This is a genomic window from Paenibacillus sp. GCM10027627 (assembly GCF_042675505.1).
GTDB lineage: Bacteria > Bacillota > Bacilli > Paenibacillales > Paenibacillaceae > Pristimantibacillus.
On sequence record NZ_JBHTHB010000001.1, the window covers coordinates 1230074 to 1246373 of the forward strand.

The 16300-nt window shown below is 48.9% G+C and carries 12 protein-coding genes; 3 read left to right on the forward strand and 9 right to left on the reverse strand.

What is annotated here, in order from left to right:
- Positions 1-10 precede the first annotated feature (10 nt).
- From ACFQZE_RS05705 to ACFQZE_RS05730, 6 genes are all read right to left on the reverse strand, one after another.
- Entirely contained in the window at positions 11-544 is a 534-nt protein-coding gene (locus ACFQZE_RS05705; protein WP_379354550.1) for a hypothetical protein, read from the reverse strand.
- A 475-nt stretch (positions 545-1019) separates the two neighbouring features.
- On the reverse strand, positions 1020-2576 hold the full coding sequence (locus ACFQZE_RS05710) for an ABC-F family ATP-binding cassette domain-containing protein (protein WP_379354552.1): 1557 nt from the start codon (positions 2574-2576) through the stop codon (positions 1020-1022).
- A 93-nt stretch (positions 2577-2669) separates the two neighbouring features.
- Positions 2670-3551 carry a helix-turn-helix transcriptional regulator gene (locus ACFQZE_RS05715; protein WP_379354554.1) on the reverse strand — a complete coding sequence of 294 codons (882 nt, stop codon included), beginning with the start codon at positions 3549-3551 and terminating at the stop codon, positions 2670-2672.
- Positions 3552-3668: 117 nt separating this feature from the next.
- Positions 3669-5258, reverse strand: a complete 1590-nt coding sequence (locus ACFQZE_RS05720; protein WP_379354556.1) for an MDR family MFS transporter — start codon at positions 5256-5258, stop codon at positions 3669-3671.
- 29 nt (positions 5259-5287) lie between these two features.
- Complete coding sequence (locus ACFQZE_RS05725; protein ID WP_379354558.1) at positions 5288-5722, reverse strand: MarR family winged helix-turn-helix transcriptional regulator; 435 nt, start codon at positions 5720-5722, stop codon at positions 5288-5290.
- Positions 5723-5986: 264 nt separating this feature from the next.
- Positions 5987-10537 (reverse strand): DEAD/DEAH box helicase, encoded by a 4551-nt coding sequence (locus ACFQZE_RS05730; protein WP_379354560.1) that lies wholly within the window; start codon positions 10535-10537, stop codon positions 5987-5989.
- A gap of 120 nt (positions 10538-10657) precedes the next feature.
- Between ACFQZE_RS05730 and ACFQZE_RS05735 the strand changes: the two genes are divergently transcribed.
- Together ACFQZE_RS05735 and ACFQZE_RS05740 are read left to right on the forward strand one after the other, a co-directional pair.
- Positions 10658-11575 (forward strand): NAD(P)/FAD-dependent oxidoreductase, encoded by a 918-nt coding sequence (locus ACFQZE_RS05735; RefSeq protein ID WP_379354562.1) that lies wholly within the window; start codon positions 10658-10660, stop codon positions 11573-11575.
- Positions 11576-11673: 98 nt separating this feature from the next.
- Entirely contained in the window at positions 11674-11964 is a 291-nt protein-coding gene (locus ACFQZE_RS05740; RefSeq protein ID WP_379354564.1) for a hypothetical protein, read from the forward strand.
- An 89-nt stretch (positions 11965-12053) separates the two neighbouring features.
- On the opposite strand, the gene ACFQZE_RS05745 is transcribed toward ACFQZE_RS05740, so the two are convergent.
- The 3 genes from ACFQZE_RS05745 to pyk form a co-directional block, all read right to left on the reverse strand.
- Positions 12054-12320, reverse strand: a complete 267-nt coding sequence (locus ACFQZE_RS05745; protein WP_379354566.1) for a CD3324 family protein — start codon at positions 12318-12320, stop codon at positions 12054-12056.
- A gap of 393 nt (positions 12321-12713) precedes the next feature.
- Positions 12714-13679: an EamA family transporter gene (locus ACFQZE_RS05750; protein WP_379354568.1), complete on the reverse strand. Its 966-nt coding sequence runs from the start codon at positions 13677-13679 to the stop codon at positions 12714-12716.
- Between the two features lie 295 nt (positions 13680-13974).
- Positions 13975-15396 carry a pyruvate kinase gene (pyk, locus tag ACFQZE_RS05755; RefSeq protein WP_379354570.1) on the reverse strand — a complete coding sequence of 474 codons (1422 nt, stop codon included), beginning with the start codon at positions 15394-15396 and terminating at the stop codon, positions 13975-13977.
- 106 nt (positions 15397-15502) lie between these two features.
- On the opposite strand from pyk, the gene ACFQZE_RS05760 reads away from it, so the two are divergent.
- On the forward strand, positions 15503-16291 hold the full coding sequence (locus tag ACFQZE_RS05760) for a helix-turn-helix domain-containing protein (protein ID WP_379354572.1): 789 nt from the start codon (positions 15503-15505) through the stop codon (positions 16289-16291).
- The last annotated feature ends 9 nt before the right edge of the window (positions 16292-16300 follow it).

Consider the following 16300-nt stretch of genomic DNA (forward strand, 5'->3'; position numbering starts at 1 on the left):
GATTCAACGATTATTTACGCAAAGGGTTTTGCTGAAAATAAACCGATCTCAGCTCCGGATGAATCGTTCTCCCGACATAATAGGGCTGACCCGTTTTTTCATCCAACAGCCGGTAAACGGAATATTTTTTGTTTTGGGGCAAAAACCGCGGGTGGAGCAAATCTGCCTCATCAATAGACCCATTGCTTGAATGAACCGTTGTTTTCTCCAACTGTTTTTTTAACGATTTCAAAGTCAGCTTTCTAAAAAAATATTCTATAAAACTTGACTCTTTCCATTTTCTCAAGTTGGTTTTCTGAACAATATGTGTAAGCGCCTCTTGTTGGATGGACTCTGGCAGCTCATTTCGATTCATTAAAATAGAAGCGAGCGCAAAATAAAACAAAGGGGAGTCATCCTCATCGTTTATTTCTTCCGAAAATTTTCTAAGTAGCCTAGCAACCGCTTGATCTGTCCCTACGCCCTCCCCAATATACGTCTCAAACTCGTCTTTTATATCCATAGTAAAGTCATCTTCAAAAACCCCAAATCCCCAAGCCCCCATGATTTGCAACCTCCGACAAGACCGACCGCCTCCGCTGGCTGCCGGCTCCTAGTTCTCATGCTCCCATTAATGAAACTGGCCTTTCCGCGGCGGGTCTAATCACCTTATATCTTTCCCATGGTTTTTAAGTATCTCGTAACTAGAGTAAATAAAAACAAACAGGGTATTTTTTCCATTCGAGATTTATATTTTCTCTCTTTTTAATATCGCTTTTTATATCATTCATTTTCCATCTGCTTCCGTTATCCGGCTCATACTTTTATACTAGTATCTTTGCTGATGCTGCTTGCATTCGCCCCTTAACTTATAACCATTTCTTCGTCCGATTAGTCAGTTCACCCCCAATGCTCTATTCCATTTTTGAAAAATATGACAAAAGTCATGCTTCCTCCATTATATAGAACCAATCATTTTTTGGAAATAGAAAAAGCCTATTCGCATCAAAGAGCGAAATAGGCTTTCCTTATCATTACAATTAAAATACTTTTGTCGTCCAAGACTCGCAGTTCCAAGTCTCAGTCACTACATCCAGATAAAATTCCGGTTCGTGAGAAATGAGCAAAATGCTGCCTTTATAGGCTTTCAGCGCCCGCTTTAATTCTTCTTTGGCATCTACGTCCAAATGGTTGGTAGGCTCGTCAAGCACCAGTAAATTTGACTCGCGGTTAATTAGCTTGCACAAGCGTACTTTAGCTTTTTCGCCGCCGCTCAAAACCGTAATTTTGCTTTCGATATGTTTGGTCGTCAATCCGCATCTCGCAAGCGCTGCCCGAACTTCAAATTGCGTAAACGAAGGGAACTCTTTCCAAATCTCTTCGATACAAGTATTGTAGTTGGCATCTTTCGCCTCTTGGACAAAATAAACGATCTCCAAGTTGTCGCCCAATTCCACTGAACCGGACACGGCCGGTATTTCGCCCAAAATGCTGCGCAGCAGCGTCGTCTTACCGATACCATTGGCACCAACAAGGGCGATTTTTTGCCCGCGCTCCATCTTAAGGTTGAGTGGACGCGATAATGGCTCGGAATAACCGATTACAAGGTCAGTTGCTTCAAAGATGGCTCTGCCGGACGTCCGGCCTTCCTTGAAATTGAATTGCGGCTTCGGTTTCTCCTTGGCCAGCTCAATGACGTCCATCTTGTCCAGCTTTTTCTGCCTCGACATTGCCATATTCCGGGTAGCAACGCTCGCTTTATTGCGGGCTACAAAATCTTTAAGATCAGCAATTTCTTGCTGTTGGCGCTTGTAAGCCGATTCCAGTTGCTGCTTTTTCATTTCATGCACTTGCAAGAAATGATCATAATCGCCTACATAACGTGTCAACTCTTGATTTTCCATATGATAAATCAAGTTAATGACGCTGTTCAAGAAAGGAATATCATGAGAAATCAAAATAAACGCATTTTCGTACTCTAGCAAGTACCGCTTCAGCCATTCAATATGAACTTCGTCCAAATAGTTCGTCGGCTCGTCAAGCAACAGAATATCTGGCTTTTCAAGCAGCAGCTTCGCGAGAAGCACTTTCGTCCGCTGGCCGCCGCTCAAATCGTGAACGTCCTTGTCAAGGCCAACGTCGGTCAAACCGAGACCTCTTGCCGTTTCGTCGATCTTTGCATCAATTAAATAAAAGTCTTGATTGGTAAGCGTATCTTGAATGGTGCCGACATCCTCGAGCAGCTTCTCCAGCTCTTCCGGAGAAACGTCGCCCATTTTGCCGTACATTTCATTCATTTCCTGCTCCAAATCAAACAAGTACTGAAATGCACCCTTCAAAACATCGCGCATCGTCATGCCTTTCGACAATACGGCATGCTGATCCAAATAGCCGACGCGAACCCGCTTGGACCATTCCACTTTGCCGTCGTCAGGCTGAAGCTTCCCGGTAATAATGTTCATAAAAGTGGACTTGCCTTCGCCGTTGGCCCCTATAAGGCCGATATGCTCGCCTTTCAGCAAGCGGAAGGATACGTCGTTGAAGATGGCGCGGTCTCCAAAGCCGTGGCTTAACCGTTCTACATTTAATATGCTCATGAAAAACACCTTTTCTGTTAGAGTCGATACTTTACTCGCTATATTATAAGCGTTAAATGCCGTTCAACTCAATACAAGAAGATGATTTAGGCATTATCCTTTTTGCAACATGTTTTGTCCGCCGTCAAATCTCTCCAAAAATTGGTTCATTAAGAGAGGAAGCGAAATGAGAATCGGGGGATCGCTGAGGCTAGGCGGAAACAGGGAGACATCCACATGCTGAGCCTCGCGGTCGGACGTTACAATGAAAGGCTCCCTGCTTCTGGTTCTTAACGTTTCTTGAGGCAAAAGCATGTCCATAGCCCCTGTTCCCCAAGATATCGTCGTTGCCATTATGTAATAAATACCGGGTTCTACATTATCAAGTTCAAAATCGCCAAGTGAAGAAATTAATGTGCCATATAACGGGAAACCTTCGGGGATCGGCTTGGGAAACAGTCCGATTAATACGACGCCATGAAGCGGATAGTCGGAACGAACTGTGCCTCTAATGGTAGTATTATATGGGTGCGAGTGGCTGGGAGGCTGCCAATTTTCGAGATGCCGGAGCGCTTCAAGCTGACGGCTGGCCTCTCCCCCGGAATTACGAAATTGGGTCGGCGTCATGCCGACACGTTCCGTAAACCTAGTCGTAAAGGTGCCTAGACTTTGCTGACCGATTTCCATTCCGATATCTCTAACGCTATAGTTTGTTCTCAGTAATAAGTCCTTTGCCTTCTGCAGCCGCAATGCGGAAATGTAATACAAAGGGGAAATGCCCATCCGCAATTTAAACAGGCGGGTAAAATGATAGGGACTGTAAGCCGCCTTGGCAGCCAGTCCAGCGAGCGTAAGCGGTTCATAAAGATGCTGATGGATATAGGTTAAAATATGATCCAAATCACAACTTGCCGTCGTTTTCACTTTGCACCGTCCTTTGCTGAAACTGCTTAAAAGGCAGTCGTTCATTAGCCGGTTCAATTCAGCCTCTATCATTTTACCATCAATCTCCAATACAAACAAGTGTTCTTATTTTTATTTCTTCATTCAAAAAGCCGCACCTTTAGGTACGGCTTTTTGAATGCTATTCTACTCATAAATAGAATCAATAATTTATGCTTCTTCTTTTGCGGGCTCCGGCGTTTGATTGGATGTGCGTAGCGGGATTTCTCTCAGGAAGAAGGAAAGCACCAAAGCGACTGCGACCAGTGCGGTACCCGCCAAAAACACAGTTGTAAGCGATGCGCTCAGCGCATGACGCAGCGTATCGATCAGGTTCGTAATTAGAGGCTGAACGTCTTCCGGCAGCGACATCTTAATTTGCTCCAGCTTATCTTGACTCAGAAGCATTTCCGGGTTTTGGAAAGCTTCCAGCTTTTTAGCCAGCTCCGGATCGACTTTGTCAAAATCAAAGCCTTCGCCGGACGCCGCTTCCTTCTCCATATTTTTAGCAAGGCTCGATTGCATGATCGTTCCCATGACCGCAATGCCGATTGTGCCGCCCAGGTTGCGGAAAAGCTGCGAAGACGCAGTGGCAACGCCTAGATCGGCCGGCTTGACCGCATTTTGCACCGTAAGCGAAAATACAGGCATGCCCACGCCAAGGCCAATACCGAACACAACCATCGCCAAAACCGCGAGCCAAACGCTGTTCATAAACGCCATGATCAGCATGCCAGCAATCATAATCGGCAGTCCAAGTATCGCATAACGCTTATATTTGCCCGTTTTCGAAATGGAACGGCCGATAACCGTACTCATAATTACCATCGCAATCGACATCGGCATCGTGACATAGCCCGCATGGGTAGCCGATATCCCTTCAACGCCCTGTACATAAAACTGCAAATAAATAAGCGCGCCCATCATGCCCGCATTCATAATAAAGCCGATTGCGTTCGAGATGGTGACAATATCATTTTTGAACAAGGATAAAGGAAGTACGGGACTCGTCGCTTTTGTCTCCACAAACAAGAAGATCAGCAAAAAGACGATCGCTGCTGCGAACAAGCCTAATATTTCAGGCGATCCCCATTCATATTGTGTGCCGGCCCACGAAAAGCCTAGCAGCAATGCGATAATCGTCAGGCTGAGAAACAGCGAGCCTAAATAATCGATTTTTTCGGCAGGCCTTCTTTCGACCTTCGGGAACAAGAACAAAATCATAAAAAAGGCGATAACGCCGATCGGCAAAAACACCCAGAACAGCCATTTCCACGCGAAGTTGTCGATTAACCATCCGCCAAGTGTTGGACCGAGTACGCTGGAGAAGCCAAATACGGCCATCATGACACCAGTCCACTTTCCGCGTTCGCGAGGGGAGAACAAATCCCCTACTGCGGTAAATACGGAAGCCATAATAATGCCTGCGCCAATCCCTTGAACACCGCGATAAGAAATCAATTCAATAATATCTTTTGACAAACCGGTCATAAACGCACCGATCATAAATATGACAATCCCGATCAGCATAAACGGCTTGCGCCCGTAAATATCCGATAGTTTGCCGACCAGAACGGTCGACAGCGTGGACGTCAGCATATAAATCGTGATCACCCAGCTGTAATATTCCATACCGCCAAGCTCGGCAATAATGCGCGGCATAGCTGTACTTACGATCGTTTGGTTAATGGCCGAAAAAAACATCGCCATAATAATAGCCATCATGATTGTAAGTTTTCGTTTGTGCGATAAATGTTCCATGGGTTTCTTCTCCTTTAACAAATAGGGTCCTATTTCTCTTTTTGCTGCTGTGCTATGAGGACCATTTTCTCTAACACTTCGGTTGCAATCCGTCCCTCTTCCGGTTCGAGACGTTCCATATAAGCCCCGATAATTTCCTCGCGCAAGCTTTGAGCCTCCTCCAAAATGACAAGGCCCGCTTCCGTCAGCTCTACCCAAATCACTCTTCGATCAGCCGAATCGTGTACGCGCTGAACGTAACCTGATTTCGCCAACCGATCAATCATAACCGTCACCGCGCTCGGCTTCACATCGAGTTTCTCCGCTAGTTCCGTAATCCGGCATCTTTTACTCACCCAGATATAATGAAGCATATACATTTGAGTTCCGGTTATTTGCGCAGGCAACCGTTCCAAAAGCTCCGAAGCGAATAGTCGGTTAAGCATCGTCACCGAGCGCTGGAAACGACTGAAGAGCGTTGGCATGAAGAGGACACCCCCGTTTCACTTTGCTTTAGTACTATATACTTTAGCAGTAAATGCTTTAGTAATATATACTTCAGTACTATATATTTAAACTATTTAAATATATTAATCGGGAACATCTATTATGTCAAGCTTCTCCTCACTGCCGATTCAAACACCTTATTTTGCCGCAAAAGGTTGCCGAATAAGCGTCGCCTTCCCCTTCCGTTTCGACGGCACAACAAAAAAAGGATATCCGCCAAGTTAGAGGATATCCTTCCAATTTTAAAGCTTGCTCATCCACAAAACATAAGAGCTGCGGTCCCGCTCCGCCCCTATTCCCGTCAGCAGGCTTGCCGCCGCAGAGCTTGCAGCAGGCTCTCCATTCCATCGTTCCACTACAATTTTAGTCAAACCTTGCTGACGCAAAATAGTGCCAAACATCGCCCGCAAATTCGCGGCTCGCTTCGGATCCTGCCCTTCCGCTTGAGGAAGGTCAGACAAATCATATACTTTTTTCCCGTTACCTTCGATCCAATAAAGCCATTCTCCGCCTTTAAGCACCACATAGCTGCCTGGCTTGCGCGCAAAAGAAATATTGCCCCCTGACGCTGCCCGCGAAGGCCAATCAATAAATAATCCATAAGGATTGGCCGGATCTTGAGCCGGAAGCACCGTGACTGGCGGGTCATCCTGCCCGTCCGGCTGAGCGCTCCACTGACCGGCGATTTCCGGCGTTGTAAATTGCATCGAAGCTGCCCCTTCAACAAACACCCCGCGAGTAACCGTTCCCCACTCCTCCAGCTTGTTTAAAACCGGAAGAACTTCTTCCCATCGAAACGGCGTAAAGACCGTCACCAGTTCCTTCGTGACAATGCCGTAACAGTCCAGCAGCTGATGAATCCAATAAGAGGAGCGAGGCATTTGAGGAGCGCCCCCTGAAGCTGGCTCCCGCCCCGCATAATCCGTATCCGCTTCAGCATGAATGGAGGCGGCGCCAAGCGTCCCTGTCCAATACCATCTGCCAAATCCAGACCCCAATTTCGCCATATCATGTCCCCGTTTCGCAACACTTAAGCGGAGCGGAGCAAACTGGTCGTTAGAGGCATGGCCTTCCCAGACCAGATCGAGCAAGTCACTCATCGTTTCGCTTGGCGGCTTGCCGTATTGTCGGCTTAGCCCGGTCAGGAAGCTTGCCCCACCCGCCTTTAGCAAAGCAAGCAGCTCAGAATGTTTCAATTGCTCTTTGAGCGGTTTTTCGACATACGGTGAAATAAGCTCTGTACTCGAAGAGAGGAAAAAAGCGATCTTCCCTTCCTTTTGACCGGGAGTCCGGCTGCCGAGCCAAACGATCTCTCCCGCTGCGCATAAGGCGTCCAAATCCTCTTTTCGATAATCCGTTAATCTGGAAGGAAGAAGAAAGCTTTCCCAATGAGCCGCTGGAAAAAACAATCCTTGAAGTCGGCCGATCACGACGAGCAGCCCTTCCCTCCCCTTTAGCCGGCCATCGCTTAGCGCATGCTGACGCTTAGCCAAATCATTGCACCATTGCCCGGGCTTAATGGAGGCAGCCGCATGGCTCCTTGCCTCTCCGATTGAAAGCCGTATCATTTGGGATGCCACTTTGCTGGCGGTCCAAATCCGTTCTTCTGGATAAGCCGCAAACGGCGCTTGCTGGATAAGACCCGACTCAAGCAGACGATCTGTTATTTCTTTTGCCTCGTTTAAAGAAAGAAAGGGATACCGCTCACATAACTCGACCTCCGTATACGACATTCTGCCTTCGGCAAAGCGGCCTGCTACAAAGACGACCGACGCAGCCTCTCTAGGAAAACCAGCGTAAAGTTCCGCTTCGTCCGAAGCAATCCACCGCTTCACTTGCTCAAGCGTACCAGGCCTACGAACATCGATTCCTTTGACGCGGCCAGCTTGTTCAAGCTCTTTCAGCCAAGCCTCCGCCGCTTCTCCGTTTTCCTTCATCAGCTCACTGGTACTGGCATCTCCGCCCCGTTTCAGCCTCGCCCATAATTGCTCCGCGGATTGAGCCGGCTTTATGCGCTCCTCAAGCCGGTCTTCCATCTGCTTCATTACCCCGCTGGACACTCCGCCGCTTACCGCCTCTTTTCCGAACAGCTCGGCAGCAAGCTCCTTGCTCATATGCAGCAGTCCCGCCTTTGTTGCGGCGTCGAGCCCATCGCCTTCATACATTCGCATGCTGACATAATCGGCCAAAAACTGCGTAGCCATCGGAGATGGATACTCCGTCTCCCGCACGACGATTTTGATGTCTCCGCTTCGGATAGAGTTCAAAACCGACTTCAGAGATTCCAAATCCAAATACCGATAAAGACACTCCTTCATCGCCTCCGTCAAAAACGGAAACGATTCCGCATAGGGCAACGATTCACGCAGCAATTCCTCGCTTCGAAGCCGCTTCTGCCATGTCGGCACGCGGGTAAAGCTTCTTGCCAGTAGCAGCGATGTCTCAGCAATTCTGCGGAATGCGATCGCAAGCAGCGGGGACCCTGTCACCGCTTCCGTGAGCAGCGGCTCTACATTGCCCGGCGTTACGTCCCAAAGCGTTTTCAGCCATGACGCATCCCACTCCGGCAGCACAAACTCAATTCCGTTGTCTTTGGCGTTGCCATATAATGAATAGGGAAGGACCGTTTCGAACTGTCTTTGAATGGCCAGCAGCCATGTCCGATTTACCCGTTTTCCATAAGGATTAAGCAAAATGACATGGGTTTGGTTCATCATATCGCGGTAATACTCCACCACTATTTGCCGCGCGGTCGGCAGCTCGCTGAAGGCATGCTGGGAGGCGGCATAGCCAATGAGCTCCCCGGAAGTGTATTCGTCGAGGCCATAATCGTTGCCTAACCACAACGTCGCTTCCTCCACCTTGTCCTGAACCAGACCGTCCCCTTTGCCCGAAGCTCCAAAGCCGCTCCACTGACGCGACCGCACCCTGTCAGGCGCTTTGTCAAGCTCCAGCTTGTCCCGCAGCTGCTCCAAAAAATCGCCTATTTTCATGCCAAGCCCAAGTGAGCGTCCTAGCCCTTCGTTTCTCCAAAACGGAATTTCACTGAAGCTGTTGGATGCTTCCGTTACATAAACCCGATCCTTTTCGATTTTTCTAATCATCCACGAGGTTGTGCCGAGCAAAAAAACATCCCCTACCCGGCTTTCATGGACAAACTCTTCGTCTACTTCGCCCAGATGGGTGCGGCTCTCAATATGATGTACGGGGTATTCGGAGGAAGATGGTATCGTGCCTGCCCCTGTCATGGCGGCGATCGCCGTATTCCCCCTCCTTGTCAAATAGTCCGTTGCTCTGTCCCAATCCAATATGGCTCTGGAAAAAGGATACAGCCCTGTTAATACGGCCAGCATGCTGCGCAGTGACGGAAGACTGAGCGAACGGAAACTGTCGCTTCCGATCAACAAAGCATACAAATCGTCAACGAACATCGATTCCGAAGCGATAATCGCAATTGTTTGCTGTGACAACACGTCAAGCGGACAATCCGGAATGACAATCGGTTCGATTTCCCGCTTGGCAATCAACCCGCCTAGAACGGCCGCTTCCGGGAGCGCTCCCCGCTGCCGAATAATAATAACGCCTTTAGAAATATCCCCTACAGAATGGCCGGCGCGTCCGATTCTCTGGATGCCGGAGGCAGCTTCCAGCGGCGAATCGATTTGCAGCACTAGATCGATGTGGCCCACATCGATGCCGAGCTCCAGCGACGAGGTGGCAACAAGACAGCGCAGCTCGCCGTTTTTGAGCATGTCCTCTACTTCGAGCCGCTTCTCCTTAGCCATGCTTCCGTGATGGGCTCTCGCCATTTCAGTGCCCGTATAGTCGTTTAGCCGCAGCACTAACCGTTCGCATAATCGGCGGCTATTCACAAACAGAAGCGCTGACTTGCAGCCTTCCATTAAATCGACGATTCGTTTCAAAATAGGAAACCAAACCGCCTCCCGCGATTGCACTGGTACGCTCGTGTCCGGCATCGTAACCGATACGCTCATTTTCTTTTGCATCAAACTTTCTACAATATGAACGGGACGCCTTTGAAATCCAAGCGAATGCTCCTCTTCCGCGGGACCTTCCCTACTGCCCTCTGCGGAAAACGTTTCCGACTCACTAGACTCCGCCTTCATCCATCCGCCCAAAAAATAGCCTACCCGCCACAGCGGCTTCTGCGTCGCAGATACGCCTATCCGCTGGACGGGTCGCTCCGTCAGCCGCTCAAGCCTTTCTAATGACAGTGACAAATGCGAGCCGCGCTTGTCCGCCGCCAGATCATGTATCTCGTCCACGATGATGTGCTCAACATGCCGCAGCATGCCGCGCCCTTGTTCTGAAGTGAGCAAAATAAAAAGCGACTCCGGCGTCGTGACAAGCATGTCCGGGGGATTTTTCACCATGGAGGCTCTTTTGGAAGCGGAAGTATCTCCCGTCCGGACGGCGCTTTTTAGCCCCGGCCATTTTGCGCCCATTGCAAGCGCCGCAGCTTCCAACCGCTCCATAAACGTCACTATATGATGCTGAACGTCGTTGTTCAACGCTTTTAACGGGGTTATGTATAAAAGTCGAACGCCTTTTGTCCAATCCGCCGAATCCAGCTTCTTCTTCATAATAGCGTTCACACAAGGCAGCAAGGCAGCTAGCGTCTTGCCTGAGCCTGTCGGAGCGGCAATTAGCGTATGTTTCCCTTCTATTATTGAAGCCCATGCTTGCTGTTGAACATCCGTCGGCTCTCCGAACGTTTCGCGGAACCAAGCGGCCAGTACAGGATGAAACCGTTCCAATCCGTTGTCAGGCATAACGATCAACTCCAACTGCCATAATAATGTTCATTCTATCCATTTCCATGCTAGTCCAATTATAACAGCGGTTTCTGTCCTATGGTACAGCACTATTTTGAAGGGAGGGGCGTAAGTCCTATGATCATCTGCGATGTCCTCATAGCCGGAGGAGGACCAGCGGGCCTGAGCGCGGCACTGGTCCTTGCACGCTCAACGCGCTCCGTTGTTGTTCTAGACGAAGGTAAACCGCGAAACGGCATATCGCGCAGCTCTCACGGTTATTTGACCAGAGACGGAACGCCGCCCATCGAGCTGCGAGAGCTTGCGCAGTTGGAGTTGCTTAAATACGAGGGGATATCCTTTCAAAAAGGGATCGCTGCCGCAATTAAAATTGAACATGAATCGTTTATTGCGGTTGATGCTGAAGGCAACACATACCGCAGCCGCAAACTTATTTTGGCGACCGGCGTCAAGGACAGCCTCCCACCAATTCCCGGATTGCAAGAAGCATACGGAATTTCGCTTTTTCCGTGCCCATATTGCGACGGCTGGGAGCATCGCCATATGCCGCTTGCCGTCATCGGCAGCGCAAGAACGATCTTTTCCTCTATCAAAAAAATGTACACCTGGAGCCGCGATTTAATCGCTTTTACAAACGGAGAAGCTTCGCTCTTGTCCCTTTCTGAACGTCGGGAGCTCCAGTTGAGAGCGATTCGGGTGGAAGAGGATCCTATTGAGCGAATTCAGTGTAACAACGGGACTTTGGAAGCCGTCATTCTTCAGAATGGACAGTCGTTTCCTCGGTCTGGAGGTTTTGTTGCCTTTCCCTGTGAGCATCCTGCCTCCCATTTGCTTAACGATGTCGGACTTCGCTTAGACGACAAAGGGCTGCCCATCGTGAACGGACATGGCGAAACGGCGGTAAGAGGATTATATGTCATCGGAGACGCCCGAACTGGTTTTTCCGGGCTCGTTGGAGCCGCCAGCGACGGCTATGAGGCAGGTGTCGCCATCGATCGTTCACTTGCAGATGAGGATTGGGAGAGATGTCGATAAGTTTTCGTTGCTGACAGTCACGTTGTGACAAACATTGCGTCTCCGATCTGGTAGGATGATAGTCATGTCGCCTATATCTAGCAAAGGAGCGCTGCCCTGTGAGATTGATCATGAACGAAAATTTCAACAACGAAACGATTGCGTTTGACGGATTCAGTTTTAAAAATTGCAGTTTTACCAACTGCGTCATTATCATTACGACTTTGGATTTCCATTTCGAAGGCTGTTCTTTTTATGGTTCCGCTCTTCATGTGAACCCTGACCTGCCGATCTTCGAAGTGTCGCATCGCCTCTCGCAATCCGCATACGATACAGATACAGAGTGCTTCAGAGACGATTATAAATATCCAAGAACGAAACTTCCGCTGCCGACTTCCTCCCTTCATTAATTCATAACGAATAAAAAAGAAGAACCTCCGTCCGCTCGCTTTGCAAGCAGGGAGGTTCTTCTTTATTTTTCCGTATCAGCCTTGCCATCTTAACGGGCCTTCACAATAATTTTGCGAATGCTTTCGCTTGACAAGTGGTATTTGCGTTCCAGTTCCGCCACGGTCGCTCCGTTGCTGTAATGCTGGAAAATTTCTTTGTTGCGGTCTGCCAGCAGCTTCCGTGTTCCGCTGACTTCGCCCCAGCTTGCGCGCTGGTTGGACGGTTTAGGAATATAGATCAAATCGCCTTGAATATATTTTTGCAGCTCCAACAGGAGACTAGGGGGAAGCACGTCTCTTCCATTTTTGTAATTCACGGTATAGGTCCTCCTCGAATATGTTTAAACGTTTTACTTGGCTTGCTTCTTGCGTCAAATTCATCATTGCGTTAAATGCCTTTTGCATGTTTAGCGCCTCCCTTTCTAGGATTATTGTTGGGGTGGTCCCCGTGCTTCTTATGAAGCGTCACTTTCCATTATAATGAAAACCCTATCAAACGACAATCATTTGTTGTTCAGCAGAAAATAAAAAGAGGCCCGGGGGCCTCTTCTTTCATGCGGTCTCCGTTAAACGGAGACCACCTCTAGGTTGTGAATCACTCGGATCAGCTCCTTTCCTTCACGTATTCCGTCGGCCCGACATCATCAGTATAATGCCATTCCATGGAAGGATGAAAGGAACAAAACAGCTATAAATTAAACTTTACCAGCTTATACTCCGCCGTGTGCCGATAACGTTCTATTGTTTCGCTTCATCATTTTAAGCACTTCCGGGTAAGCTACGCCGACAAGAACAATCGCTACGCCAACCCATTGCAGCCAGGACACTTCTTCATGCAGCACGATAGAAGAAAGCAGAACCGCAACCGGAAGCTCGGCCGCTCCCAAAATGCCCGCCATTCCTTCGCCGATATGCGGAACGCCGTAAGCGAACAGCAGCGGCGGAATAAACGCTCCGAACAATCCCAGCAAAGCGCCGTAAATAAACAACTCGCTGAAAATTTCCCCGTTCCACAAAAACTGTGGCGGAAACAATATGAACACTAACAGCATGCCGCCGGTAACCATCCATTTGCTTCGTGTTGCCGCATTTGCTTCAGGAACCGCTTTGCCGCTGAACAAAATAAACATCGAATAGCTAATCGCGGCGAGGAAACCAAGAACAATGCCCCAAATATGGAATTTGTCCGTCCCCTGCTCGATAATGCCTGCTGCAAGCAACGTTCCGCCAAGCAAAATCGCTAGCGTTGTATAGATAATGCGGTTAGGCCGTTTTTTCTCTCTAACAGCTTGAATCAGGACGCCGATCCACGTAAATTGGAACAGCAGCAATATCGCCAGAGAAGCCGGAATATACCGAAGCGACTCATAATAAACCAAACCGGTAATCGCTGTCGGCAAACCCGAAGCCATCAGAAACAGTCTTTGCTTCCAAGTCAAAGCGCCGCTTTTGGCCGCGACCGTCTTAGATGCCCCACTCTCGCTTGCCGCTTGCTTTTTTGCATTTTTACGCTCCATAAAAGCAGCGAACAACCATGACAAAACAAAACCAACTAAAAGCTGAGTGCCAACTACTTCACCCAATGTATAGCCCTTGTCATACGCGAGTACAACAAAGGTCGATAAAATCCCGTAACTTGCCGCCCCAATAAAAACCGATGTAATATATTTCATCATTTCATTCCTTTCTTCTCATCTCTTAACGTCCATGCCCCGTTTCTTTGCTCCGGACGCAAAAAAGCTACGGACAGCGCGTCTTATTGTTAAAATAAGCTGCGCTATTCGTAGCAAGGAAGTAAGGCTTCCCGTAGAGACCCCCACCCTGTGCCTTAAGCGGTTATGTGAGGTTATACGAATCATGATTAGTTAAGCATCGTTTGATCACTATTGTTAAACAACCTCACCTATTGTTGCATCTCATCGCTTTTCTGTCAATAGAGAGAGGGCATGAATTTGAAAAAAGCAACATTTATTACTCTCCCATTTGGTGAATCTGGATCAAGTTGGTCGCCCCTGCCCGGCCGCTTGGAACGCCTGCGGAAATAACGGCATAATCGCCCTTGTTCAGCAGCTTCGTCCGGCTTGCATTGCGAATGGCCGATTTAAACATGTCGTCGGTCGATTGTGTCGCTTCCCCTTTGACTGGAATGACTCCTCGCACTAGCGTCAACCGCTTCAGCACCTCATCATGCGCCGTAATGGCGATAATGGGAGCCTGTGGACGGTATTTCGACACCATCCGCGCCGTAAAGCCGCTTTCGGTCGGCGTCAAAATCGCTTTTGCATTCAGTTGCAGAGACGAACTGACAACCGCTTGGCTGATCACTTCCGTTACGGAAGAAGAAGGCACGGACAGCTTCAGCTGGAACAGCTCCGCATAATCGATGGTCGACTCGGCCCTCTCCGCAATCATCGCCATCATACGTACCGATTCCAACGGGTATTTGCCCGCAGCGGTTTCGCCGGACAGCATAACGGCATCGGCGCCTTGCAATACCGCATTTGCCACGTCGCTCACTTCCGCTCTCGTCGGCCTTGGGTTGACTTGCATGGAATCCAGCATCTGCGTCGCAACGATGACCGGTTTGCCCGCGAGATTGCATTTGCGGATCATTTCCCGCTGAATCGTAGGAACGTCTTCCGCCGGAATTTCAACGCCGAGGTCTCCGCGCGCCACCATAATGCCATCGGATACCTCAATAATGGAATCCAAATTTTCGACGCCTTCTTCATTCTCAATTTTGGAAATAATCTGAATATGGCTGGCGCCCGCGTCTTCAAGCAATTGACGTACTTTTAAAATATCTTCCGCTTTGCGGACAAAAGAAACGGCAATGATATCGACGCCTTCCTTCACTCCAAAAGCGATATGATGAATATCGCGGTCCGTGACGCCCGGGAGCGTTGTGCGGATACCCGGCAAGTTGACTCCCTTGCGAGGCTTCAAAAGCCCGCCATTGAGCACGCTGCAATGAATTTCCGTCGCTTCCACCGAATCGACCGACAGCTCGATCAAACCGTCATCGATCAGCACCTTGCTTCCTACTGGCAATACATTCGGCAAATTGGCGTAGCTGACGCCTACGCAACTCCCCGTGCCAACAACCGGCCGCGTCGTAAGCGTAAGCTTGCCTCCCGTTTTTAATTCGTAACTGCTTTCCTCAAGCGTGCCGATACGAATTTCCGGACCTTTTATATCCATCATAACCGCCACTACGGTGCCCGCCTCGGCTGCCGCCTCGCGAATCAAGGCAATCCGGTTGCTGTGGTCGCTTAGTTCTCCATGAGCCATATTCAATCTAGCTACGTTCATTCCTTCTTGCATCATTTGTTTCAAAATGGAGACCGAATTGCTGGACGGCCCCATCGTACATACGATTTTTGTTAAACTCATTGTCGTTTCCCTCCATAGCTCGCTTCGTTTATTGTAGTTGAAAAAAGGGACAACGTACATGAACTATAGTATGATGGAATCATTATAGTATGATTCGGGGTGCAACATGCTGACGGTTGTTGAAATGAATCTGCATCAAGGGATGGGCTGGTTTCAGGAACAAAAAATGTCCGCCGTCGGGAATGCACAGTTTATTATCGTCACGTACGGTAAATGCATTTACTGGATCGGCGGGGAAAAAACGATTTTGGAAAAAGGAGATTTTTTGCTCATTCCGCCCGGATCCGTATTTTATGGCAAAAGCGTGCCAACCGTCTTTCACGAAAAGTTTGTGATCGAGTTTACTATGGCTCCCGAGACGGCGGACCTCCCCCTTCTAATGAAAACTGGCAAGTTCGTAAAATCGAAGGCGGGCTGCTACGATTTTATATTGGAGAAAATACGCTCCGTTTGGAAAGAGTGGCGCGAGCCCGTTCCATATGCCGGCTTGCGCGCCTCTTCCGCTTTGCTTGAAGCGATTGCCCTATGGGGCCGGGAGCTGGATCGCGGCGAGCCTTCCAGCCTCTCGCTTCAGCATGCGGAACGAATGAAAAATTATATCCACGACCATTATCGCGGCAAAATGACAAAGGAGTTGCTTGGCGACATTATCGGCCGAAGCCCGAACCATGCTGCGACGTTATTTAAACGTGTCACTGGCGTTACCATCAGCGAATATGTTCACGCTATCCGAATGAGAACGGCCGCCTATATGCTGACGGAATCGCTGCTTAACATAACGGAAATTGCCGACTACTTGGGTTATTCCGACGTTTCTTATTTTCAGCGCATGTTCAAGAAAACGTTTGGCGTTCCGCCTTCGCATTATTTAAATGAACGGCCTGTGCAGGTATAATAGAACTAA